At 71.6% G+C, this 22,065-nt stretch carries 22 protein-coding genes and 1 pseudogene; 14 read left to right on the top strand and 9 right to left on the bottom strand.

Annotated elements, in window-relative coordinates; all coding sequences use genetic code 11:
- Position 1 precedes the first annotated feature (1 nt).
- From ACZ7LS_RS25865 to ACZ7LS_RS25850, 4 genes are read right to left on the bottom strand one after another with little or no spacing between them, the layout of a single operon-like run.
- Entirely contained in the window at positions 2 to 1,366 is a 1,365-nt protein-coding gene (locus ACZ7LS_RS25865) for an STM4012 family radical SAM protein (protein ID WP_385134669.1), read from the bottom strand.
- A complete protein-coding gene (locus ACZ7LS_RS25860) occupies positions 1,363 to 2,175 on the bottom strand; it encodes an STM4013/SEN3800 family hydrolase (protein WP_382670892.1) in 813 nt (270 codons plus the stop codon). Before ACZ7LS_RS25860 ends, ACZ7LS_RS25865 begins: the two co-directional genes overlap by 4 nt.
- Positions 2,172 to 3,392: an STM4014 family protein gene (locus ACZ7LS_RS25855; protein ID WP_385134671.1), complete on the bottom strand. Its 1,221-nt coding sequence runs from the start codon at positions 3,390 to 3,392 to the stop codon at positions 2,172 to 2,174. Before ACZ7LS_RS25855 ends, ACZ7LS_RS25860 begins: the two co-directional genes overlap by 4 nt.
- A 3-nt stretch (positions 3,393 to 3,395) precedes the next feature.
- Positions 3,396 to 4,349: an STM4015 family protein gene (locus ACZ7LS_RS25850; protein ID WP_382527644.1), complete on the bottom strand. Its 954-nt coding sequence runs from the start codon at positions 4,347 to 4,349 to the stop codon at positions 3,396 to 3,398.
- Positions 4,350 to 4,507: 158 nt separating this feature from the next.
- Here ACZ7LS_RS25850 and ACZ7LS_RS25845 point away from each other — a divergent pair, with 158 nt between their 5' ends.
- Positions 4,508 to 4,846: a hypothetical protein gene (locus ACZ7LS_RS25845; RefSeq protein ID WP_382527641.1), complete on the top strand. Its 339-nt coding sequence runs from the start codon at positions 4,508 to 4,510 to the stop codon at positions 4,844 to 4,846.
- 151 nt (positions 4,847 to 4,997) lie between these two features.
- The gene (locus ACZ7LS_RS25840) at positions 4,998 to 5,999 is read left to right on the top strand and encodes a DUF6745 domain-containing protein (protein ID WP_385134674.1); all 1,002 of its coding nucleotides are present in this window, start codon (positions 4,998 to 5,000) and stop codon (positions 5,997 to 5,999) included.
- Positions 6,000 to 6,131: 132 nt separating this feature from the next.
- On the opposite strand, the gene ACZ7LS_RS25835 is transcribed toward ACZ7LS_RS25840, so the two are convergent.
- Both ACZ7LS_RS25835 and ACZ7LS_RS25830 read right to left on the bottom strand, forming a co-directional pair.
- Entirely contained in the window at positions 6,132 to 7,043 is a 912-nt protein-coding gene (locus ACZ7LS_RS25835) for a carbohydrate kinase family protein (RefSeq protein WP_382527635.1), read from the bottom strand.
- A 56-nt stretch (positions 7,044 to 7,099) separates the two neighbouring features.
- Entirely contained in the window at positions 7,100 to 7,756 is a 657-nt protein-coding gene (locus ACZ7LS_RS25830) for a TetR/AcrR family transcriptional regulator (protein ID WP_382527632.1), read from the bottom strand.
- 281 nt (positions 7,757 to 8,037) lie between these two features.
- On the opposite strand from ACZ7LS_RS25830, the gene ACZ7LS_RS25825 reads away from it, so the two are divergent.
- On the top strand, positions 8,038 to 9,306 hold the full coding sequence (locus tag ACZ7LS_RS25825; protein WP_385134676.1) for an MBL fold metallo-hydrolase: 1,269 nt from the start codon (positions 8,038 to 8,040) through the stop codon (positions 9,304 to 9,306).
- A gap of 143 nt (positions 9,307 to 9,449) precedes the next feature.
- On the opposite strand, the gene ACZ7LS_RS25820 is transcribed toward ACZ7LS_RS25825, so the two are convergent.
- The gene (locus tag ACZ7LS_RS25820) at positions 9,450 to 10,247 is read right to left on the bottom strand and encodes a DeoR/GlpR family DNA-binding transcription regulator (protein WP_382527627.1); all 798 of its coding nucleotides are present in this window, start codon (positions 10,245 to 10,247) and stop codon (positions 9,450 to 9,452) included.
- Positions 10,248 to 10,393: 146 nt separating this feature from the next.
- On the opposite strand from ACZ7LS_RS25820, the gene ACZ7LS_RS25815 reads away from it, so the two are divergent.
- From ACZ7LS_RS25815 to ACZ7LS_RS25790, 6 genes are all read left to right on the top strand, one after another.
- The gene (locus ACZ7LS_RS25815; protein ID WP_382527624.1) at positions 10,394 to 11,281 is read left to right on the top strand and encodes an SIS domain-containing protein; all 888 of its coding nucleotides are present in this window, start codon (positions 10,394 to 10,396) and stop codon (positions 11,279 to 11,281) included.
- A 393-nt stretch (positions 11,282 to 11,674) separates the two neighbouring features.
- The gene (locus ACZ7LS_RS25810; RefSeq protein ID WP_385134678.1) at positions 11,675 to 13,696 is read left to right on the top strand and encodes a sensor histidine kinase; all 2,022 of its coding nucleotides are present in this window, start codon (positions 11,675 to 11,677) and stop codon (positions 13,694 to 13,696) included.
- A gap of 7 nt (positions 13,697 to 13,703) precedes the next feature.
- Positions 13,704 to 14,141 carry a roadblock/LC7 domain-containing protein gene (locus tag ACZ7LS_RS25805; protein WP_382527619.1) on the top strand — a complete coding sequence of 146 codons (438 nt, stop codon included), beginning with the start codon at positions 13,704 to 13,706 and terminating at the stop codon, positions 14,139 to 14,141.
- A 2-nt stretch (positions 14,142 to 14,143) separates the two neighbouring features.
- Positions 14,144 to 14,515: a DUF742 domain-containing protein gene (locus ACZ7LS_RS25800; protein WP_385134680.1), complete on the top strand. Its 372-nt coding sequence runs from the start codon at positions 14,144 to 14,146 to the stop codon at positions 14,513 to 14,515.
- Positions 14,516 to 14,558: 43 nt separating this feature from the next.
- Positions 14,559 to 15,176, top strand: a complete 618-nt coding sequence (locus tag ACZ7LS_RS25795) for a GTP-binding protein (protein WP_382527613.1) — start codon at positions 14,559 to 14,561, stop codon at positions 15,174 to 15,176.
- A gap of 13 nt (positions 15,177 to 15,189) precedes the next feature.
- Complete coding sequence (locus ACZ7LS_RS25790) at positions 15,190 to 15,720, top strand: GAF domain-containing protein (RefSeq protein WP_382527610.1); 531 nt, start codon at positions 15,190 to 15,192, stop codon at positions 15,718 to 15,720.
- A gap of 34 nt (positions 15,721 to 15,754) precedes the next feature.
- Here the strand turns inward: ACZ7LS_RS25790 and ACZ7LS_RS25785 are convergent, their stop codons facing one another.
- Entirely contained in the window at positions 15,755 to 16,804 is a 1,050-nt protein-coding gene (locus ACZ7LS_RS25785) for a LacI family DNA-binding transcriptional regulator (protein WP_382527784.1), read from the bottom strand.
- 261 nt (positions 16,805 to 17,065) lie between these two features.
- On the opposite strand from ACZ7LS_RS25785, the gene ACZ7LS_RS25780 reads away from it, so the two are divergent.
- From ACZ7LS_RS25780 to ACZ7LS_RS25760, 5 genes and pseudogenes are all read left to right on the top strand, one after another.
- On the top strand, positions 17,066 to 17,914 hold the full coding sequence (locus ACZ7LS_RS25780; RefSeq protein WP_382527781.1) for an ABC transporter permease: 849 nt from the start codon (positions 17,066 to 17,068) through the stop codon (positions 17,912 to 17,914).
- A 37-nt stretch (positions 17,915 to 17,951) separates the two neighbouring features.
- Entirely contained in the window at positions 17,952 to 18,971 is a 1,020-nt protein-coding gene (locus ACZ7LS_RS25775; protein WP_382970451.1) for an ABC transporter substrate-binding protein, read from the top strand.
- Positions 18,968 to 19,855 carry an ABC transporter ATP-binding protein gene (locus ACZ7LS_RS25770; protein WP_382527604.1) on the top strand — a complete coding sequence of 296 codons (888 nt, stop codon included), beginning with the start codon at positions 18,968 to 18,970 and terminating at the stop codon, positions 19,853 to 19,855. The genes ACZ7LS_RS25775 and ACZ7LS_RS25770 overlap by 4 nt, the downstream gene beginning before the upstream one ends.
- Positions 19,856 to 20,028: 173 nt before the next feature.
- Positions 20,029 to 20,520: pseudogene (locus ACZ7LS_RS25765) on the top strand (helix-turn-helix domain-containing protein); the annotation flags it as partial.
- 30 nt (positions 20,521 to 20,550) lie between these two features.
- Positions 20,551 to 21,075, top strand: a complete 525-nt coding sequence (locus ACZ7LS_RS25760) for a GNAT family N-acetyltransferase (protein ID WP_385134704.1) — start codon at positions 20,551 to 20,553, stop codon at positions 21,073 to 21,075.
- A gap of 101 nt (positions 21,076 to 21,176) precedes the next feature.
- Here the strand turns inward: ACZ7LS_RS25760 and ACZ7LS_RS25755 are convergent, their stop codons facing one another.
- On the bottom strand, positions 21,177 to 22,055 hold the full coding sequence (locus ACZ7LS_RS25755) for a sugar phosphate isomerase/epimerase family protein (protein ID WP_385134683.1): 879 nt from the start codon (positions 22,053 to 22,055) through the stop codon (positions 21,177 to 21,179).
- Positions 22,056 to 22,065 lie beyond the last annotated feature (10 nt).

Raw genomic sequence — 22,065 nt, 5'->3', positions numbered from 1 at the left:
CTCACTTCCTCTCGTACGCGGCCATCGCGGCGCGTACGGCGGGGGAGAAGAGCGCCGGGCCCAGCGCGTCCGAGTACGCGAGCCCCTCGGGGGAGAGGCGCAGCAGACCGGCCGGCGCGCTCTGGTCGAGCCAGCCGGCGGACGCGAACCGGGCCAGCTCGACCGGGAAGTCCTCGGCTGGGCCGGAGCCGAACCGCTCGCGGTAGCCCGCCTCCGCCATCCCGCCGGCCTGGAGGAGGGACTGGAGGAGATGACGGCGGCGCGCCTCGTCCTCGTCGATCCGCCGGCCGACCTCCGCGCGGGAGAAGTCCTCCGTCGCCGTATAGCTGTCGATGATGCCGCGTATCTCACGCATGTCGACCGCGTAGTCGAACGAGTAGTGGAGCGCGGAGGTGTAGGAGCGGGCCCCGCAGCCCAGACCGATCATCCCGTCGGTCTGGCACGCGTAGTCGTCCGCGCCGGTGGCCTCGAACGGAACGTCCGGGCGGCGGAACATCCGCATCGACGTCTGCTCGTAGCCGTGGGCGAGCAGCTGGTCGCGGCCCTGCCGGTAGAGGCGCAGCCGCTGCTCGTCCCAGGCGGCGTCACCGCCGGCGCCGAGCCGGTCGAGGCCGGTGAGCGGCCGTACGTACAGAGGGTAGAGATACAGCTCCTCGGGCCGCCAGGCGAGCGCGGCGTCCAGGGAGTGGCGCCAGCTCGTCTCCGTCTGGCCGTCGATGCCGTAGATCAGGTCGATGTTCAGGACGGGGATCCGGGCGTCCCTGATGCGGCCGAGCGCGGCCTCGACCTCGGCGCGGCGCTGCGGGCGTACGGCGGCCTTCGCCTCCGTGTCGACGAAACTCTGGACGCCGATGCTCAGTCGCGTGGCACCCCGCTCGGCGAGCACCGCCAGCCGGTCGGCGGTGGCCGTGGCGGGGGAGGTCTCCACCGAGAGCGGGACGGCCCGCAGATCGGCCCCCATCCGCTTCTCCGCGATGTCGCAGAGCCGGTCCAGCTCGTCGGCGTCCAGATAGGTGGGCGTACCGCCGCCGAAGGCCGCCGTGGCGAACCGTACGGTGCCGGCGCCGGTTTCCGGGGCGGCTTCCGCCTCCGCCAGGGCGTCGCGCACGGCTGTCGCCTGCCGGTCGAGCGCGTCGAGATAGCGCGTCGTCAGCCCGTCGGGGGCGCCGATCCGGGTGAAGAGGTTACAGAAGCCGCAGCGGACCTCGCAGAACGGTATGTGCAGATAGAGGGAGAGCGCGTCCTTGCGTTCACCGGCCCACAGCCCGCGCAGCGCCGGACGGTCCTCCAGCGGGCGGTAGGCGGTCTTGTGCGGATAGGCGTAGACGTAATTCTCGTAGGGACGAGATGCGAGGGTGGTGCTCATCGGGCTGTCCCGCTCTCCAGGAGGAAATGGGCGTACGGCACGGTCCAGACCACCTCATGGCCCAGACGGTGGCCGGTCCAGCCGTCGTCGCCGTAGGCGGTGCCATGGTCGGAACAGACGATCGTGAAGCAGCGCCGACGGCTGCTCGCGGCGGCGAAGAGCCGGCCGACATGGCGGTCGACATACTCCAGCGCGGCGGCGTGCGTGGCCCGCGAGTCGCCCGCCTCCCGGGTGGCACCGGGCAGATGGAACCAGTTGGGCTGATGCAGCGCCGCCACATTGACGAACAGGAACAGCCGCCGGCCGGGCCCCAGCCCGGCGACGACCTTCTCCGCGCGGTCGACCTGCGACGCGAAGGAAGTGGGCGAGGCCACGCCGAACTCCGGCTCCCAGTGGCTCTCCTGGAACATCCCGGGCAGTACGGAGCCGAGCGCGCCCTGTTTGTTGAAGAAGCCGACCCCGCCCAGGCACACCGTGCGGTACCCGGCCGCGGCGAGGCCCGAGACCAGATCGGGTGTGTCATAGACAAAGGTCCGGTCTGCCGTGGTCTCGCTGCCGCCGAAGCGCGCGGCGAACAGCCGTGGATGCGGACCCGGAGCGGCGGGGGTGGGCAGAAATCCGGCGAAGATCGCCTGATGCGAGGCGTAGGTGAAGCTTCCCGGGGCATGCCGCTTCTCCCAGCGGCCGTCCGGGAGATGCCGGGCGAGATGCGGAATGCGGCCCGCGGCGGCCAGTTCCTCCGCGACATCGAAGCGCAGCGTGTCGAGGGTGACGAGCAGAAGGTCGTCCCGCCCGACGACCTCGTTCATGTCGGGGTTCCGCACACCGGCTCCTCGGTCGTCCGGCGGGTCGCACGCCTCGGCAGGGCGGCGAGCTGCGCCGCGTACGTGTCCAGGCCCTCGGCGCCGCGGCCCGGCAGTCCCGTGAGACCGGGCAGCAGATCACCGAAGGCGTTGACCTCGCCCACGGCGTACCGTCGCCAGCTCGGGGCGGGCAGCAGATCGACGCCCACGCAGTGGGTCAGGGGGAAGCAGTCGGCCGCCGCTTCACCGAGGGCGAGAGCCGTGGAGAGGCTGCCGCCGGACGCCTTGATCACGGCGCGGGCCGCGTCGAGATCGCCGCGCTTCCCGCCCAGGTGGAGATTTGTCATGGGGGAGCGGCTGGTCCGTACGACCACGTGCGTGGCACGGCCCGCGACGACCACCACCCGCAGATCGGCCGACCTGCCGTCCAGGACGCCCTTCGGCACCCACTGCTCGATGTGCAGTCCGTCGGGCGCGAGGGTGTCGATGATCGCGGCCACGTCGCGCTCGCTGGTGTAGTCCCGGACCCGCAGGGAGTTGAAGAGCCGGCCCGCGCCGCCCCGCTCGACGGAGGTGAGGGCACGCACCCGGCCGGGGCCCGCCCTCTCGACGGCGAGGACACCCGAGGCCGACGAGCCGTGGGCGATCTTGACGAACGCGCGGCGGAGCCCGGCTCCGGCCATCAGGGCGCGGACATCGTCCCAGCCGGACACGGCCGGGCCGTCGGGGCCCGAGGTGGGGGACACCGGGACGCGCACCCTCGCCGCGTCCAGCACGCCATGGCACAGCCGCTTGTCGAAGAGGACCGCCAACTCGCCGGGATCGTCCAGCGGATCGGCGCCGGCGGCGGAGACGGCCCGGCCGAGATCCCGGGCCGCCGCCATGAAACCCTCGTACCAGCGGGCCGTGCCCTCGACGCGGGTCGGATCGTCCACGCCGCGCAGCAGCCGGTCCACCTCCGGGTCCTCACCCGGGGAGTCGGTCCGTACCGTCTCCCCGGCCGTGAACCGCGCCCGGCCGTCCAGCACATCGCGCCAGGCCACCTCGCGGGCGGGGGCCAGCCCGGCGGCCCGTACGGCGTCCTGGAACAGCGATACGCGACGGTTGCCGGGGACCCCGACCACGACCAGCTTCGGATCGGCGCCGGCCGGGGCCGTGTCGCTTCGGGACGCGGGGCTCGGGGACGTGTCGCTCAGGGGCGTGGAGCTCGGGTCCGGGGCCATCCGTTACTCCGCCACCGCGGTGTAGCGGTGCTCAAGGCCGTCCGACTCACGGTCCGGCTCCGTGCTCTCGGAGAGGTCGATCTCGACACCGGCGGCGCCCAGTGTGTCGAGGAGACGCTTCCGCATCGCCTCGCCGAGGTAGTTGTGGTGCAGATCGAGCTTCTTGAGATGGCTGAGCGGCTGGCCGCCGAGGAGAGCCTCCGCGCCGTCGTCGCCGAGCGTGCCCATCGAGAGATCGAGTGTCTCCAGCCCGGCCACGACCGGGGCACCGGCCAGCGCCACGGCGATCTCGTCCTGTATCTCGCTGTTGCGCAGCGCCAGCGACCTCAGCCGGGGCAGCCGCGCCCCGGCCAGGATCGGCGCCAGATCGGCCGTGTTGGCGTTCGCGCCGTACCACGACGTGCCGAGCCAGAGGTCGAGGTGCTCCAGCTCCGGGAAGTCGCTCGCCGCGACGGACCGCACCACTTCGGCGTCGAGGCCGCCCGTCTCGATGGTGAGCGAGCGCAGCCGCGCGTGCCGGACGGCGGGGAAGCGCAGGCCCTGGCCGCCGCGGACACCGAATTCCAGCAGCTCGGGAAAGGCGTCGAGCAGCGGGGTCACCAGCCCCTGGTTGATCCAGGAGATCTCGCACTCCATGTAGGTGATGTCACCGAGGAACAGGGCGCGCAGTGCGGGCAGCCGGTCGCGGGCGGCGACGAGGGCCGAGATCACCTCGTCGGGGCCGGATTCGTAGGCCTCGCTCCACGATCCGACGATCAACGCCCGGACCTCGGTGGTGTCCACGGACGCGGCGAAGCGCGCGAACGCCGCCTCCCACTCCTCCTCGGCGTCGTACGAGTCGACCGAGATACGCCAGGCCACGGTGGCCGGGTCGGGGAGCTTCGCCGTCGTCTCCGCCGCGGGGAAGTCGAACGCGGGCAGGCCGTAGAGCTCCCGCAGATGGTTCGAGATGGCCATGACGAACGCTCCAGACGCCTGTGACATGTGATCGGCTGATGTGGAGCAGTTCTACCAGCGGCCACTGACAACACCCCTCGCAGGGGCCGATTGTCAGACCCTCCCCCTAGCGTCGTTCACAGGTCGGCGCACCGGCGCCGCCGGTCGAGGGGAGAGCCATGTTCCGGCAGGGAGACGTCCTTATCGTGCCCGTCGCGGAGGAGACGGTGCCGCCGCGCGTCGTGGACGCCGAGCGCGCCCCGGGAGAGCCGAGGGACGCGCGGGGGCGGCTGGTCCTGGCCCTCGGCGAGGTCACCGGCCACGCCCACGCGGTGGCCGGACCGGGCCGGCTGGTCCGTGAACCGGGCGACGGGCTCGGACCGATGTTCCTCCATCTCCCGGAAGGCGGACGGGTGGTGCACGAGGAGCACGCGGCGATACCGCTGCCCAAGGGGTGGTTCCGGGTGGTGCGCCAGCGCGAGTATCTGCCGGGCGCGGTGCGCATGGTCGCGGACTGAGCGCGGCGGACAGGCGCCCGGCACGCCCGCGCGGCGGGGCGGCGGGGCGGCGGGGCGGCGGGGCGGCGGACAACGGCCGTACGCGGACGGCGGACAGACGGGGGGACGGGCATGACAGGGGACGGGAATGACATCGGATGGGGCTTCGGGGATGAGTGACGTGAGTACGTGGCGCGCGGTCGCGGCGGCGACGGGGGAGACGGACAGGGCCGCCGCCGAGGGAGGCGTGCGGCTCGCCTACCGCAGGGCGGGCCTCGCGGAGCCCGAGCGGATCATCTGGGCCGGCTCGCCGCTGGCCGGCGCGCGGACCGCCCGGTCACTCGGCGACGCGGGAAGGTCCGTGCGTGACGAGGTGCGCACCTACCCGTGGGCCGAGGAACGGCGCAGGGTGCACGACGAGTTGGGACCGGCGGGCTGGGCCGCGCACTGGAACGCGACCGGCGCCCGGCTGTGGGACACCACCCGGGCGCTCGCCGAGCGGATACGCACCGGAATCGTGGAGAGCCTCGCCGACCGGCCCGCCGAGGCGGCCGAGCTCCGCGCGGTGCTGCTCGACGCGGTTCTCGGCCAGCAGGACGCGGCGTGGCTCGCCGCGTTCGACGGCCGCAGCGAACGCCTCGAAGGGCTCGCCGAGGTGGCGCGGCACGCCGGCTGGTGGTGGCCGTACGAACGCGCCGTGGTGATCTGCGAGCGTCCCGTCGCGCTGTACCGCGACGAGGCGGGCCGGCTGGACCGCGGTGACGGCCCCGCGCTCGCCTATCCGGACGGCTTCGCCCTGCACGCGTGGCGCGGGATGCCCGTACCCGCCGAGTTCCTCGCCGGGCTGCCGTCCCTCACCCCCGAGCGCATCCGTACCGAGGCCAATGCGGAACTGCGCCGCGTGATGCTGGAGTACTACGGCTACGACCGCTATCTGAACGAGTCGGGAGCACGGCCCGTCCACAGCGACGAGACCGGTGTGCTGTGGCGGATCGCGCTGGACGGCGACGAGGACGTCGCGATGGTCGAGGTCGTCAACTCGACACCGGAGCCCGACGGTACGTTCCGCACCTACTGGCTGCGCGTGCCGCCCACGGTGTCCACGGCGAAGGCGGGCGTCGCGTGGACCTTCGGGGTGGAGGAGGAGGCCTACGCGCCGGTGCGCCAGACCTGAACGGCGCGTCCGCCCGCGGGGGCGGTCGTCGTCGGCGGTGCGTGCCGGCCGAGGGCCGTGCCGGCCGGGGATGTGTGGTGGCCGGAGGCGCGTGATGGCCGGACCGGTGGTCCGGGCCGCCGGGCCGTGTATTCAGGCCGCGAGCAGTTCGTCAGGTCCGATCAGCGCCTCGTTGCCCTCGCCCGTACAGGCGTGGGCGCCCGCCACGGCACCGAGCCGGGCGCACTCCTCCAGATCGCGTCCGGCCAGCCGCCCGTACAGGAAGCCGCAGACGTACGCGTCTCCCGCGCCGTTGGAGTCCACCACCGGCGCGGGCGGGACGGTCGCCCTGACCGGGCGCGGCGTACGGCTCCCCTCACGGCTCATCACATACGAGCCGCCCGCGCCCGCCGTCGCGACCACCGCCTCGGCCCGGCCCTCGCGCAGGATCTCCCGCATCACCGAGGCGATCCGCTCGCTCGCCCCGGCGGCGCTGAGGAACACCAGGTCGGAGCGGAGGGCGAAGTCCCGGTGATAGTCGGCCAGACCGTCCCAGTCGTGCAGATCGGTCGAGACCGGGACACCCAGCGCCTCGATGTCGTCATAGAGGAACCGGGCGAAGTTGGTGATCGACAGATGGACATGGCGCGTCCGTTCGAGATGCGGCAGATAGAAGTCGCGCGGCATCCGCAGATCGTCCGGGTCCCTGGCGTCGTGGAAGGACATCCGGCGGCCCGTCTTCTCCACGAGATTGACCGCGCGCCGGGTGCCCGAGGGGGAGAGCAGGGCCTCGAAGTCCACACCACCTCGCGTGAGCCGCTCCCGGACCTGCTCGCCGGTCCAGTCGTCTCCCAGATAGTCCAGGAACTTGACGTTCAGGCCGAGATTCCGGCAGCCGAGCGCCACATTGCCGCCGGTGTGCCCCGGCCATTCGAGGATCGGCCCCACCGGGACCGAGTCGGCGAGTGGCACCGGCAGCGAGTCGACCCGGACGACGGTATCCACCCCGCTGCCCCCGACGACCAGCACATCATGATGGAGCTGGTCGGTCCGCTGCTGCGCCACGATCTCCCTTTCCGCTGCCTGAGGTGCCTGAGGTCTGTACGCGTGTCCGTAAGGTGCTACATCCCGGGGCGGTCCCGCGTCCCGGGGCCGGGTCTTCCGGACGTCGTTCCGAAGGCCGCGCTGTCCAGCCCCAGTTCGCGGGCGAGGGCCTCGTCGGCCCACTCCAGCATGGTGGCGCGCGGCAGTGAACCCTCGTACGACGTCATCTGAACCGCGAGGCCGTCCAGCATGGCGGTCAGCCGCCAGGCCGCCGACACCGGGTCCGCGCAGTGGAATTCGCCCGCCGCCGAGCCCTCCGCGATGACCTCGGCGAGCGCCGCCTTCCACCGCTGGTCGAGAGCGCCCGCCACCTCACGCAGCGCCGGGTCGCGCAGTGCCGCCGCCCAGCTCTCGATCCACAGCCGCCACCCCTTGGCCTCCCCGGCCGGCGCGTACCAGCGGACCGCGTCGTGCAGCCGCGCCAACGCGCTGTCGCGCCGGCCGAGCAGCGCGCGCAGCTGGTCGAGATCGCCCCGTGCGGCATGGGCGAAGGCAGCGGCGACCAGCTTCTCCTTCGTGGAGAAGTGGTAGAGCACCAGCGCGTTGCTGACGCCGAGCACGGCGGCGACATCGGAGATCCGCACGGCGGCCACGCCCCGCGCCTCGATCTGTTCGACGGCGGCGCGCAGCAGGTCCTCGCGCCGTTCCGCCACACTCAGCCGCACTCTCGCCACGACGCCACCCTATCGAGACCGGCCCCCGTGTCTCACCCGTACCAGCCGTACCGTTGTGCGGTGACCGGGGGACGGCCGCCGGCCGCCGCGACGAGCGCCCGTGTCACTGCCGGGGAGATCCCCCGAATCGGGGGCGTAGCCGGGAATCCCAGGGGCAGTGACGACGTTGGACGTGCGTACGCCGGCCAGGGTGGGGCACCCGATCGAATCCGATCGGCTCGACCCGCACCGATGTACGCACCCGGACATAATGGGACGACACCGAACCTCCAGGAGGTGCTGTGACAGGCGCTGGTTCCCCCCTTTCGTTGCGCTCCCGGCTGCGCTCGCTGCGACCCGCGGCCTTCGGGGCCGATTCGGCGGGCGAGCGGCTGGAGCGGATCCACCGCTCGCCGAACTTCGTCGACGGGGTGTTCCAGAACCCGGTGGGGGCCAGGACCAGACCGTCCGGCGCCTCGGGACTGGAGTTCGCGAAGATCTACTTCCAGAAGGAAGCGCGGGCCCGGCGGTCGCCGATCGGCACCATTCCCGTGTACTCCACCACCCTCGCGGACCTTGCCGCGCCCCCGGTTTCCGGCCTCCGCCTCACCTGGATGGGGCATTCGAGTGTGCTCGCCGAGATCGACGGCCGGCGCGTGCTCTTCGACCCCGTCTGGGGGGAGCGGTGTTCGCCGTTCGCCTTCGCGGGGCCGAAGCGGCTGCACCCGGCGCCCGTGCCGCTCGCCTCTCTCGGTCCCGTCGATGTCGTCGTGATCTCCCACGACCACTACGACCACCTGGATCTGCCCACCATCCGGGCCCTCGCCTCGACGGAGACGGTCTTCGCCGTACCGCTCGGTGTCGGCGCCCATCTGGAGAGGTGGGGCGTGCCCGCGTCCCGGCTGCGTGAACTCGACTGGAACGAGTCCACCGAGGTCGCCGGTATCCGGCTGACCGCCACCCCCGCGCGGCACTTCTGCGGCCGCGGTCTGCGCAACCAGCAGCACACACTCTGGGCTTCCTGGGCCGTGGCAGGTCCCGAGCACCGGATCTACCACAGCGGGGACACCGGCTACTTCCCCGGGTTCCGCGACATCGGCGCCGAGCACGGCCCGTTCGACGCCACCATGATCCAGATCGGCGCGTACAGCGAGTACTGGCCCGACATCCATATGACCCCGGCCGAGGGCATGCGCGCCCATCTCGATCTCCAGGGCGGCCGTCCGTCCGGCGTGATGCTGCCCATCCACTGGGGTACGTTCAACCTCGCCCCGCACCCGTGGGCCGAGCCCGGCGAGGGCACGGTCACCGCCGCCGCCGAAGCGGGCGCCGGGATCGCGCTGCCGCGTCCGGGCCAGCCCTTCGAGCCCACCGGGGACGAGGTCCCCGACGCCCCGTGGTGGCGCTCCGTGGCCGCCGTGCCGGCCGGGGGCTGGCCCTCCGTCACCGCGGTCTCCGCCGCCGGGGCTCAGGCCGCGACGGCCGCGACGGTGGCCACGGCGGGCGACGCCACCGGCAAGGGGGACGGCGGAAAGACGGAGGAGACGGCCGAGACCACGTCCTCCGCGTAGGCGCGCGGACGCCGCGCGAGGGGCACGTAGGGGCGGGGGCGTGAGCGGGTGAGAGCCCCGGAGCCTCCGCGCCCCCGAGCCCCCGAGCCCCGGAAGGGCTCCGGCGCTCCGGCGTTCGGACCTGGACGTGGCTCGGACCTGGCTCAGACCTGGATGACGCGTACCCCGCGCTCCTCGAACCGGCGCGCCCACTCCGGCGCGCCGGAGTCCGTGATGAGCGTCCCGATGTCCTCCACCGGGCAGATCCGCGCGAACGCGCGGGCGCCCAGCTTGGAGCTGTCCGCCACCACGACCAGCGTCCGCGCCCGCTCGGCGAGCAGCGCGTTGATGCTCGCCTCGTGCTCGCTGTGTGCACCGGCGCCCGACTCCGTATCGACGGAGTCCGCGCCGATGAACGCGATGTCGAGACTGACCTCGCCGATGATGTGCCGGGCCAGCGGCCCGACGAGTTCGTACGACTGGGGCATCGCGACCCCGCCCGTCGTCACCACCTTGATGTGCGGCCGCACCGCCAGCTCATGGGCGATGTTCAGCGCGTTGGTGACGATCGTGAGCGCGGGCTCCTCCGCCATCCGCTCCTCCGCCGTTCCCCGCAGCTCACCGCGGGTGGCGAGGGCCCTGGCCACCTCCGAGGTGGTCGTGCCGCCGTTCAGCCCGACCACCATGCCGCGCTCGGTCATCGCCGCGGCGGCGCGCGCGATGCGCTCCTTCGCCGAGGCGTGCCGTACCGCCTTGTAGCGCAGCGGCAGTTCGTACGCGACGGAGTGCGCCACCGCCCCGCCCCGGGTGCGTGTCACCAGCTGCTGCTCGGCGAGGTGATCGAGGTCGCGGCGGATGGTCGCCACGGACACCCCCAGCTCCGCGGCGACGGCCTCGACCTCCAGCTGATGCCGCTCGGTCAGCAGCTCAAGCAAGGTCGTATGCCGCTCATGGCGATTCACCGTAACCCCCTCGATCCCGTGGAGTCCTGATCCTATGTGCTCGTGACCTCATCCGAATTGCTTGTTTGTGATTGAAAGTATCGTCTAGCATGCAGAAACAATCATACGGTTCGAGAGTCATACGGCTCAGGGGAGTGGGGACGCACATGACGCATGTGGAGACGGAACTGGCCAGTCAGCCCGAGTGCTGGCGCCGGGCGGCGGCCCTGGCCGAAGGGGTACGCGGCAAGCTGCCCGAGCCGGGTGAGCGCACGGCCGTCGTCGGCTGCGGGACCTCGCTGTTCATGGCCCGCGCCTACGCCGGGCTGCGGGAGGGGGCGGGGCTGGGCGAGACGGACGCGTTCGCCGCCTCCGAGTTCCCCGCGGGCCGCCGCTACGACCGGATCGTGGCGCTCACCAGGTCGGGGACGACCACCGAGGTGCTGTCACTGCTCGCGGACGTCCGTGGCACCGCCCGAACGACCGCGATCACCGCCGACCCCGGGACGCCGGTGCGTACGGCCGCCGACGATCTGGTCGTACTGGACTTCGCCGACGAGCGGTCCGTCGTCCAGACGCGCTTCGCCACCACCGCGCTCACGCTGCTCCGCGCGCACCTCGGGCTGCACCCGGACGCGGCGGTGGCGGACGCGGAGACGGCCCTCGCGGAGCCGCTGCCCGCGGGGGTGACCGAGTGCACGCAGTTCACCTTCCTCGGCCGGGGCTGGACAGTGGGGCTCGCGGAGGAGGGCGCGCTCAAGATGCGGGAGGCGGCGCTGGCCTGGACCGAGGCGTACCCGGCGATGGAGTACCGCCACGGCCCCATCAGCATCACGACGCAGGGGACGGCCACGTGGGCGCTCGGGCCGGCTCCCGAGGGGCTTGAGGAGCAGGTGAGGGCGACCGGCGGGCTGTGGGTGCCGGGGACGCTGGACCCGCTGGCCGAGCTGGTACGGATCCAGCGGCTCGCCCTCGCGCTGGCGGACCGGCGCGGTCTCGACCCGGACAATCCGCGCCACCTCAGCCGCTCCGTGATTCTGTCGCCGTCCGCCTGATGAGCCCCTTCCGTTCCTGAGCCCCTCCCCTTCCTCGGACCCTCCCCTTCCTCGGACCCTCCCGTTCATCAGTCCCTCAGCCCCTTCCATTCCTCGGTTCCTCGGTTTCTCCGTCCCTTCTGTCCCTCTCGTCCTCATGGGGGAGTTCGGCCCGGTGCCCCGCACCGGGCCGAACGTCGTATTTCGCGCTGATGTGCGATGCCTCATACCAGAGCGGGATGCTCCGGGGGGAACTTCGTCAACTGCCCACCGCGAGGCAACGCTTGGCGACTACCGTAAGTGCTCGGTGATCAACGGAGGGCGTACGCGGTATGCGCAGGTCCTGCCGCTGCCGCCGGAATCGCACCACCCGCACGACGCCGCTTCCTGGGGCCCGACGTACCGAGGACACTGATGTCTCAACTTCGCGCACCCGCCGCGCGGCCGGAGCGCCGCGAGGGCGGGCGGCACGGCAGGCCGGGCTCCCGCTCGTTCCCGTCCCCGGCCAGGGCGGATACGCCGACGCCGCCCGACGCCCGCATACGGCCTCAACTCCTGCGCACCGCGGTGCTTCCGGCGATAGTCGCGGCGCTCAGCGGCGCCGCCGCTGTCGTGCTCATCCTGCGCTCCACCGCGGCGGAACCGACCGCCGCGCTCTGGACGGCGCTGTTCGGCATGGCACTGCTCGCCTTCGCCGCCATCGCGGCGGCCGCCCTCGGCGCGGAACGTACCGCGAAGTCCGTCCTGGACCGCTGCAACGCGATGCGCCGCTCCAGCGCCCGCGGGCAGGCCGAGCTGCGTGCGGTCGTCGAGCAGCTCCGGCGGGGCGACCGGGTGCCCGTACGCCCCGCACCGGCCCCGCCGACGGTTCCCGGCGGTGACGAATTCGATCTGCTGGCACAGGAACTGGGCCGCTCCCGGGATGCCGCCATCGCCGCCGTGGTGCAGGCGTCCCGGCTCTCCAGCAGTGTCGGGGACGAACAGAAGGTGGAAGTCTTCGTCAATCTGGCCCGTCGGCTCCAGTCCCTCGTCCACCGGGAGATCCAGCTCCTCGACGAGCTGGAGAACGAGGTCGAGGACCCGGAGCTGCTGAAGGGGCTCTTCCACGTCGACCATCTGGCGACCCGTATCCGCAGGCACGCCGAGAACCTCGCCGTCCTCGGCGGGGCGATCTCCCGGCGCCAGTGGAGCAGGCCGGTCACCATGACGGAGGTCCTGCGCTCGGCCATCGCCGAGGTCGAGCAGTACCCGCGGATCAAGCTCGTACCGCCGATCGACGGCACTCTGCGCGGCCATGCCGTGGCCGATGTCATCCATCTGCTGGCCGAACTGGTCGAGAACGCCACGGTCTTCTCCTCCCCGCACACCCAAGTGCTGCTGCGGGCACAGCATGTGACGGCGGGTCTGGCCATCGAGGTGGAGGACCGGGGCCTGGGGATGCCGTTCAACGAGCAGAAGAAGATGAACGGACTGCTCACCGACCCCGACCAGGTCAATGTCGCTCATCTGCTCCAGGACGGGCGGATCGGGCTCTTCGTGGTGTCGGCACTGGCGCGCAGGCACGGCATCGCCGTACGTCTCCAGTCCAATATCTACGGCGGGATCCAGGCCGTACTGGTGCTGCCGCAGGCGCTGCTCGGCTCCGACCGGGCGGACGAGCGGAACGGCGTGGAGCAGACGTACGGGACTCAGCCGGGGTCGCAGCCGCAGCCGCAGCCGCAGCCGCAGATGTACGAGGCGCGGCCCCAGCCCCAGCCCCCGGCCCAGCAGCAGCCTTCCGCGCAGCCGCCGTCGGCCCAGCCCCCGGCACAGCAGCCCCGGCCCCCGGCCCAGCAGCCGCCGTCGGCTCAGCCCCCGGCCCAGGCTCCGGCCCAGCCGGGGCCGACACCACCCCAGGGCGCCCCCGCCCCGCTCCCCGTACGGGACACCGGCGCCGAACGCCCCACCCCCGCCGCCGCGCGCCCCGGCGCCGTCCACCCCGACCGGCGGCGCCCGCCCGCCGCACCGGACCCGGCACGCCCGCGGGTCGAGCCTCTCGGTGACGGCTCCATCCACGCCACGGCGAGCCGGCCCCAACTGCCCAGACGCCGAGGCCAGGAGCACTTGGTCCCGCAGTTGCGCGAGGCCCCGTCCGCGCCGCCGGCCGCCCAGGAGGCCGTGCTCCACGACCCCGGACTGATGGCCGCCTTCCAGCGGGGCATCGGCCTCGCCGAATCCCAGCCGGTCCGCCCGTCGGCCGCCGTGCCCGCCCCGTCGACCGCCCCGTTGGCCGATCCTTTGACGGACCCTTTGACGGATCCCTTGACCGATCCCTTGACCGGTCCTCTGCCGGATCCGTTGACCGGTCCTCTGCCGGACCGCCTGCCCGACCCGCTGTCCGAGTCCCTGGCGGGGCCGCCGGAACCGCAGCGCCACGACACCACCCCCAAGGAGTAGATGCACCATGGCGAGCGATGTGCCGACCGGCCATGCCTCCGACCTCGACTGGCTGTTGAGCGGTCTGGTCCAGCGAGTCCCGTACACCCGAAGCGCGGTGCTGCTCTCCTCCGACGGTCTGGTGAGGTCCGTGCACGGCCTGGACCCGGACAGCGCCGATCACATGGCGGCGCTCGCCTCCGGCCTCTACTCCCTGGGCCGCAGCGCCGGGGCGCGGTTCGGTGACGGCGGGGAGGTCCGCCAGGTCGTCGTGGAACTCGACTCGACCCTGCTCTTCGTCTCCACCGCGGGCTCGGGCACCTGTCTCGCCGTGCTGGCGGGCCGTGAGGCGGACGCCGCCGTCCTCGGCTACGAGATGGCGATGCTGGTCAAGAGCGTACGGCCGTATCTGGTCACCCCGCTCAGGCACGGGGCGGGCTTCTCGCCGAGCGTCGCGGGGCACTGACGGTGCCGCTTCCCACGGACGGGCCGTGGCTCGACGACGCGGCGGGCCGCCTCATCCGCCCGTACGCCGTGAGCGGGGGCCGGACCCTGCCGACCACGGCCCTCGACCTGCTGACGCTGGTGATGTCCACGGGATCGGGACCCCAGGCGCATCTCGGGCCCGAGCACGCCCACGCCGTCGGCCTCTGCCAGGGGCCGACCTCGGTCGCCGAAGTCGCGGCGCATCTGCGGCTCCCCGTGACGGTCACCAAGGTGCTGCTCTCCGATCTCGTGGACTGCGGGGCGATCACCGCGCGGCCGCCCCTCCGCTTCGACCACCCCACCGATCGATTCCTGCTGGAGGCAGTCCTCGATGGTCTACGACGACAGCTCTGACGCACTCGCCGCCCCTGTCGCCCCTGCCGCTTCCGTCACCCCCATGGCTCCTGTCGCTTCCGCCGCTCCTGTCGCTTCCGTCGTCCCCGAGCCCTTTCCCACCGCGCTGAAGGTCCTGGTCGCCGGCGGTTTCGGGGTCGGCAAGACGACGTTCGTGGGAGCCGTCAGCGAGATCGCGCCGCTGAGTACGGAGGAGCTGCTGACCCAGGTCAGCGCCGCGACCGATGATCTGACGGGCGTCGAGGCCAAGACATCGACGACGGTCGCCATGGACTTCGGCAGACTGACGCTCGACGAGCGCCATGTGCTGTATTTGTTCGGGACGCCGGGACAGGAGCGCTTCTGGTTCATGTGGGACGAGCTGTCGCGCGGCGCGCTCGGCGCGATCGTGCTGGCCGACACCCGGCGGCTGGACTACTCCTTCTCCGCGGTGGACTTCTTCGAGCGGCGCGGGATCGGCTTCGTCGTCGCGGTCAACGAGTTCGACGGCTCGTACCGCTATGAGCCGGAGGAGGTGCGGGCCGCGATCGATCTCAAACCGGAGGTGCCGATCGTGCTCTGCGACGCGCGCATCGCCAGTTCCGGCATCCAGACGCTCGTCACCCTCGTACAGCATCTGATCACCGCGTCCGCGGCCCCGCCCACGGCCCCCTCAGAGTGACGGAGCTACGCGTATGACGTACGACCCGATCGGCCGTCTGCTGCTCACCCCCGTCGACCGCGAGGCGCCCGACCGTGTGGTCCGGCTGCGCGGGCTCGGGCTGGGGGAGCGGGCCGAACCGGCCTTCGACGCCGTCGCCCGGCAACTGGCCCAGCTGACGGGCGCTCCGTACGCGATGGTCAACTTCATCGACGAGGAACGGCAGTTCTTCGCCGGGCTGCACACTCCGCCGGGAGCCGGGAGGGAGCGGTTCATGGCCCGTGACCACGGCTACTGCCCCTATGTGGTGGTACGGCACAAGGCGCTGGTCCTGGAGGACGTACGGGACTTCCCCCGGTTCGCCGGGAACGCGCTCGTCGACGAGACCGGCATCCGCTCCTATCTCGGGGCCCCGCTCATCGACCGTACGGGGATGGCGCTCGGCACCGTCTGTGTGGCCGACACCGAGCCGAGGCGCTGGGGGCGGACCGGCCTGGACACCATCAAGTCCTTCGCCGCCGAGCTGATGGCGCAGATCCACCGCAGGGAGGACGGGCTGATCTGAGCCTCCCTTCCTGACGGCGGTCTGTGACGGTCCGTCAACAGGAGTCCCAGAGCGGGGTGGTGGCGGGTGACGGAGGCGCGGTGCTCGCGCGCAGGACGACTTCGCCGCCGACCCGCAGCACCCGCGAGCGCGCTCCACGCGGCTCCCGCAGCGCGAGCGAGATCACGCTCTCGCCCATGGCGGTGAGCGGCAGGGCGACGGTCGTGAGCGGGGGAGTCAGCTCCCGTACGAGCGGGATGTCGTCGAAGCCGGCGAGGGACAGGTCCTCCGGGACCCGTAGGCCCGCCTCCCTGAAGGCGGCGAGCGCGCCCACCGCCATCACGTCCGTGACCGCGAAGACGCACGTGGGGCGGGGGTGTGCCGGGCGATCGAGCAGTTCACGGGCCGCCGTGTAGCCGCCGTCGCGGGTGAACGCGCCGTGGACGACCGACCCGGGCCCGAGGACGACCCCGGCCTCGCCGAGCCCTTCCCGGAACCCGGCCAGCCGGTCGGAGACCGTGGTGAGTTCGCGCGGCCCGCTGAGGACCCCGAACTCCCGGTGCCCCAGGGCCAGCAGAGCACGGGCGAGCGCCGCGGCGCCGGCGCGATTCTCGGGCAGTACGGCGTCGGCGCGCAGACTCCGGTGCCGGCTGACCACGGCGACGCGCCCGCCCGCGCGGGTGTACGGGGCCACCTCGGCGGCCAGCTTCCGTTCCCAGGACGGGTCCTGGAAGCCCGAGCCGATCAGCAGGATGGCGCGGGCCCGCTGGGCGCGGAGCATCGAGACATAGGCGATCTCCCTGGCCGGCTCCCGGAACGTACTGGCGAGCATGACCAGGACGTCCTGTTCGGCCGCCGCCCGCATCACCCCGCCGGCGATCGCGGCGAAGTACGGGTCGCCCACATCGTGGCAGATGAGCCCCACCGTATTGCTGGAGGCGCTGGCGAGGGCCTGGGCATGGGCGTTGGGGATGTAACCGAGCAGATCGGCCGCGGCGTGCACTCGCTGGCGCAGTTCCTCGCGGACTCTCGTCGTGCCGTTCAGTGCTCTGGAGGCCGTCGCCAGGGAGACACCCGCGCGGCGGGCGACGGCCTCCAGCGTCACATGGGTCTGTGCTTCCCGTTCACTCAACTCGACCCCCGGGTCGCGGTGGCGGCGGGGTCCGTGGCGGACCCCGAAATTTCGGGACGACCTATTGACCGTACGGACGGGCAGTCATTAGCGTGGCGATCACCCTATCAGAAAGCGCTTTCTGAAAGCGCTTGTAGGCGAACAGCGCACTTATAACTGCCCGGTTTTCCCGAGGAGTTCACAGTGAGCCAGAGCGTCGCGCCGGCATCGGCACCGCAGCCGGAACCCGCACCCGTGCCAGGACCGGACAAGGGAGTGTCCGGGGTCGCCGAACGGAACGGTCCGGGGGCGGGGGAGCGGCTGACCCGTGCCGTCGAGGCCGGCTGGCGGCCCCTCGCCCTGCTGGCGGGGTGTTTCGCCCTCTGGTGGATCATCGCGGCGGCCGAACTGGTGGAGCCGTACCTCGTCCCGTCGCCCGGCGCGACCCTCGATGTGCTCACGGGCAAGGCCGACTACCTCTGGCAGCACACATGGGTGACGACCTATGAGACGCTGCTCGGCTTCGTGATCGCGGTGGTGGTCGGGGTGCTCGCGGCGGTCGTCATGGTCTACTCCTCGACCGTCGAGAAGACGCTCTACCCCATTCTTCTCTTCGCCCAGGTCGTGCCAAAGATCGCCATCGCGCCGCTGTTCGTGGTCTGGCTCGGCTTCGGCATCACACCGAAGATCCTGATCGCCGTCCTCATCGCCTTCTTCCCGGTGGTGATCTCCATGGTCACCGGCTTGAAGGCGGTCGATCCGGAGATGCTCCAGCTCTCCGCCACCATGGGCGCGAAGCCCTGGCAGACCTTCGCCAAGATCCGCTTCCCGGCCTCATTGCCGCATCTCTTCTCCGGTCTCAAGGTCGCCGTGACCCTGGCGGTGACCGGAGCGGTCGTCGGCGAGTTCGTCGGCGCCAACGAAGGGCTCGGCTATGTGATCCTCCAGGCGAACGGCAACCTCGACACCCCGATGCTCTTCGCGGGCCTGCTCGTCATGTCACTGATCGGCGTCGTCCTGTTCGTCCTGGTCGAGATCGCCGAGAAGCTGCTGCTGCCCTGGCACGCCAGCCGCCGGGACACCAACGTCACCACCTCGTACTGACCGACTCGACTCGATCCCTTTCAGGGAAGGGCCAGCCATGCATGCGCGCAGACTCCTGATCGGCCTCGTACCGCTGCTCCTGGTCGCCACTGCCTGTGGTGAGGGCGGCTCGGGGACCACCACCAGCGACTCCGGCAAGAAGCTCGACAAGGTGACGCTGACCCTCAACTGGTATCCGTACGGCGAACACGCGCCGTTCTACTACGGCAAGCAGCAGAAGATCTTCGAGAAGCACGGCATCGATCTGACGATCCGGGCGGGACAGGGGTCGCAGAAGACCGTGCAGGCGACGGCCGCGGGCCAGACCGACTTCGGCTGGGCCGACACACCCGCCGTCCTCAGCGGGGTGGACCAGGGCGTCAAGGTCAAGAGCCTCGGTGTCTTCCTCCAGACCACGCCCTCCTCGGTGCAGTTCTTCGCGAGCCAGAACGTCTCCCACCCCGCCGATCTCAAGGGAAAGACCATCGCGGGCACGGCCGGTGACGCGCTCACCAAGACGTTCCCGATCTTCCTGGAGAAGAACGGTCTCAAGGAGTCGGACGTCCGGATCCAGAACACCGATCCGGCGGGCAAGATCGCCGCGGTGATCTCCGGCAAGACGGACGCGCTGCTCGGCTACGCCAGTGACCAGGGTCCGACCATGCAGGACAAGGCCAAGAAGGATGTGTCGTATCTGCGCTTCTCGGAGCACGGACTCAACTTCTACTCCAACGGACTGATCGCGGGTCAGAAGATTCTCGCCGGCAGGGGCGAGCTGGCCGGGCGCATGGTGCGGGCCGTCAGCGAGGCATGGGCGGCGGCGGAGAAGGCACCGCAGGCGGCCGTCGCGGAGATGGACGGTGCCTCGGAGCAACTGCCGCCCGAGAACGTCCTGTTGGAGCAGTTCAAGACGACCGTCACACTGCTCCACACCGACGCGACGCGAGGCAAGGCGCCGGGCGTCAACACCGAGGGCGACTGGCAGCAGACCATCGATGTCTTCGCCGAAGCCGGTCTGGTGAAGAGCCCCAAGGCCGTCGCGGAGTACTGGGACAGCGGCACGGCGCTGAAGGGATGACGATGCCCAGGGATACGGCACTCCGGAAACCGGCCGTCACGAAGGGCGGTGCCCTCGCGGCGGGGGAGACCGCGGGAGGAAAGACCGTGGGAGACGGTGCGACGGAAAGGCGGACGGCGGCGGTCGGTCTGGAGGACGTGGCCGTCCGTTTCCGTACGAAGAAGCGCGATGTCACGGCCCTCCACGGAGTCTCACTCGATGTAGCGATGGGGGAGTTCGTCGCCATCGTCGGGCCCTCGGGGTGCGGCAAGTCGACCCTCCTCAAGCTGGTCGCGGGCCTGCTGAAGGCGTCCTCGGGCGCCGTACGGCTCAAGGGCGAGCGGGTCGACGGACCGCGGCACGACATCGGTTACGTCTTCCAGCGGGCGGCGCTGCTGGAGTGGCGTACCGCCCGGCGCAATATCCTCCTCCAGGCGGAGATGCGCCGGATGCCCGCGGAACCGGCGCGTCGGCGCGTGGCCGAGCTGATCGAGATGACCGGTCTCAGTGGGTTCGAGGACGCCTATCCGCACGAGTTGTCCGGGGGGATGCAGCAACGGGTCGCGCTGTGCCGGGCGTTGCTGCACGAACCGCCCGTGCTGCTGATGGACGAGCCGTTCGGCGCGCTCGACGCCCTCACCCGCGAACAGATGAACATGGAGCTGAACCGCATATGGCGGGAGACCGGCACCACCGTGCTGCTGGTCACCCACTCGATCTCCGAGGCGGTCTATCTCGCCGACCGGGTGGTGGTGATGAGCCCGCGCCCCGGCACGATCACCGAGATCATCGAGGTGGGTCTGGAGGCCGAGCGGGACTATACGGAGACCCTCGGACGGGCCGAGTTCCGGGAGGCGGCCGGGCATATCCGGGGACTGCTGGGGGCGGCCTCGGCGCAGGAATGAAAGAGAGATGATCGATCTCTCATATATGGGATACCGTTCCATATGTGAGAGAGACTGATCCCGGAGCAGCCTCCGGACCCATCCCCGGCAGCACATCCGGCGCCACCTCCGGCACCGCATCAGGGCTCGGACCCGGACCCGTACCCGTCGACGGACCAGACCCCGTCGATGTCCTGCTCGCCGCTCGCCTCGCCGAACTGCGGGGCGAGCGCGGCTGGTCCCTGGAGGAACTGGCGGGACGCAGCGGGGTGAGCCGCTCGACGCTGTCGCGCGCCGAGCGGGGCGAGATCAGCCCCACGGCCTCGCTGCTCGGCCGGCTGTGCGCGGTGTACGGACGCACGATGTCGCAGCTGCTCAGCGAGGTGGAGGCGGAACCGGCCCAGCTGGTCCGCGCGGCCGACCAGACCGAATGGCGGGACACCGCCTCCGGCTTCGTCCGCCGTTCGGTCTCCCCGCCGCAGCCCGGCCTGCGCGCGGAAGTGGTCGAGGGCACCTTGTCGCCGGGCGCGGACATCGCGTACGAGCGGCCTCCGGTGCCGGGTCTGGAGCAGCACATCTGGGTGCTCGAAGGCTCGGTCGAGTTCACGACGGGGCGCGAGCGGCACACCCTGGACGCGGGCGACTGCCTGCGGACGCGCCTGTGGGGGCCCACGCGGTTCCACTGCCGTACGGTACGCGGTCGTGGTGGTCCACTCATGAGCCCCGAGGTGGCGCCGCTCTCCGCCGATGCACTGCTCGGCGCGCTGGACGACCTCACGGACCTGCTGATCGACACGGTGGCCGGGGGCGCCTCGATCGGCTTTCTCGGTCCTCTCGACCCGGCGGCCGCGACGGCCTGGTGGCGGGCGCAGATCCCCGCCGTCCGCGCGGGGCGGCTCTCCGTACAGGTCTCCAGGGACGGCGGGCGCATCACGGGGACGGTCGGCGTCGTGTTCGCGGACAAGCCCAACGCCCGCCACCGCGCCGAGATCGTGAAACTGATGGTCCATCGCGACGCCCGCGGCAAGGGTCTCGGCCGGACGCTGCTCGGTGCGGGGGAGCGGGCGGCGGCCGAACGCGGAGTGACACTGCTGCTGCTCGACACCGAGACCGGCAGCCCCGCCGACACGCTGTACCGCTCCGCGGGGTGGACCGAGATCGGGGTGGTCCCCGGGCACGCGGCGGACCCGGCGGGGACGCTCCGTCCGACCACCTTCTTCTACAAGCGGCTGACGGACTGAAGCAGTCGTATGGCTCCCGGCCGCCGCTGACGGCGGCCGGGAGCCACTACGGACGACGAACGCCGTCGTCCGGCGCGTTCGGCGTGATTCTCAGTACGCGCTCAGTACCGCAGCGTCGACAGATAGCGGTAGCTGTTCAGCGCGCTCGCGAACGGATCGGCCGGCGCGTCGTGCTCCACCAGCCACTGCCGTACGCCCCCGCTGCGCGCCGTGTCGAACATCGCCGGGAAGTCCAGCACACCCGAACCGACGTCCTCGAAGCCGCCGTTCGCCGCCATGTCCTTCACATGCAGCACGGGGAACCGGCAGCGGTCCGTCACGAACAGCCGGCGCGGGTCGTCCCCGCCCTTCGCCGCCCAGTAGACGTCCAGCTCGAAGCCCACCAGCTCCGGATCGGTCTCCTTGAGCAGGATGCCGTACAGACTCTCGCCGTCGACCACATCGTGATCGCCGTCGTGGTTGTGGAAGAGCACCTTGAGCCCGGACTCCCTGGCGAGCCGCCCGGCTATGTTGAACTGCCGGGCCGCCTCCCGGTATCCGGCCGGTGAGTGCATCTCCGGAGGCAGGCTCGGTACGACCACCCAGGAGCCGCCCAGCGTGCGGACGTCCTCGATCGCCCGCGGCAGACCGCTGCCGGTGACCGTGGTGTAGGCGACGTGTTCCAGGACGGCCTTGAGCCGGGTCTCGTCCAGCATCCGCCGGATCCCGGCGGCGCTGTGGCCGTGTCTGCCGCTGACGCCGACCGTCGCGTAACCGATCTCCGCCAGACGCTCCAGCGTCCCCCGGAAATCCGTCGCGAGCGGGGTGCGCATCGTGAACAGGTGCATGCCGATCCCGGACGGCGGGATGCGCCGCCGCCGACGGCCGGCGTCGGTGGTGGGCCGGGTGGTGGCAGCCGCCGCGGGGGTGCTCACGCCCAGGGCCGCCAGACCGGCCGCCGCGCCCGCCGTGCCCAGGAACGCTCTTCGGGTGCTGTTCATCGTGACTCTC

It is taken from the genome of Streptomyces sp. NPDC039430 (assembly GCF_055639435.1).
This window is presented reverse-complemented; position numbering and strand designations above follow the sequence as displayed.

Excerpts from the sequence above, each read along its gene's own strand:
- ACZ7LS_RS25865 (WP_385134669.1), bottom strand. The coding sequence starts at position 1,366 with ATGAGCACCACCCTCGCATCTCGTCCCTACGAGAATTACGTCTACGCC.
- ACZ7LS_RS25860 (WP_382670892.1), bottom strand. The coding sequence starts at position 2,175 with ATGAACGAGGTCGTCGGGCGGGACGACCTTCTGCTCGTCACCCTCGAC.
- ACZ7LS_RS25855 (WP_385134671.1), bottom strand. The coding sequence starts at position 3,392 with ATGGCCCCGGACCCGAGCTCCACGCCCCTGAGCGACACGTCCCCGAGC.
- ACZ7LS_RS25850 (WP_382527644.1), bottom strand. The coding sequence starts at position 4,349 with ATGGCCATCTCGAACCATCTGCGGGAGCTCTACGGCCTGCCCGCGTTC.
- ACZ7LS_RS25845 (WP_382527641.1), top strand. The coding sequence starts at position 4,508 with ATGTTCCGGCAGGGAGACGTCCTTATCGTGCCCGTCGCGGAGGAGACG.
- ACZ7LS_RS25840 (WP_385134674.1), top strand. The coding sequence starts at position 4,998 with ATGAGTGACGTGAGTACGTGGCGCGCGGTCGCGGCGGCGACGGGGGAG.
- ACZ7LS_RS25815 (WP_382527624.1), top strand. The coding sequence starts at position 10,394 with ATGACGCATGTGGAGACGGAACTGGCCAGTCAGCCCGAGTGCTGGCGC.
- ACZ7LS_RS25810 (WP_385134678.1), top strand. The coding sequence starts at position 11,675 with ATGTCTCAACTTCGCGCACCCGCCGCGCGGCCGGAGCGCCGCGAGGGC.
- ACZ7LS_RS25805 (WP_382527619.1), top strand. The coding sequence starts at position 13,704 with ATGGCGAGCGATGTGCCGACCGGCCATGCCTCCGACCTCGACTGGCTG.
- ACZ7LS_RS25795 (WP_382527613.1), top strand. The coding sequence starts at position 14,559 with ATGGCTCCTGTCGCTTCCGCCGCTCCTGTCGCTTCCGTCGTCCCCGAG.
- ACZ7LS_RS25790 (WP_382527610.1), top strand. The coding sequence starts at position 15,190 with ATGACGTACGACCCGATCGGCCGTCTGCTGCTCACCCCCGTCGACCGC.
- ACZ7LS_RS25775 (WP_382970451.1), top strand. The coding sequence starts at position 17,952 with ATGCATGCGCGCAGACTCCTGATCGGCCTCGTACCGCTGCTCCTGGTC.
- ACZ7LS_RS25770 (WP_382527604.1), top strand. The coding sequence starts at position 18,968 with ATGACGATGCCCAGGGATACGGCACTCCGGAAACCGGCCGTCACGAAG.
- ACZ7LS_RS25760 (WP_385134704.1), top strand. The coding sequence starts at position 20,551 with ATGAGCCCCGAGGTGGCGCCGCTCTCCGCCGATGCACTGCTCGGCGCG.
- ACZ7LS_RS25755 (WP_385134683.1), bottom strand. The coding sequence starts at position 22,055 with ATGAACAGCACCCGAAGAGCGTTCCTGGGCACGGCGGGCGCGGCGGCC.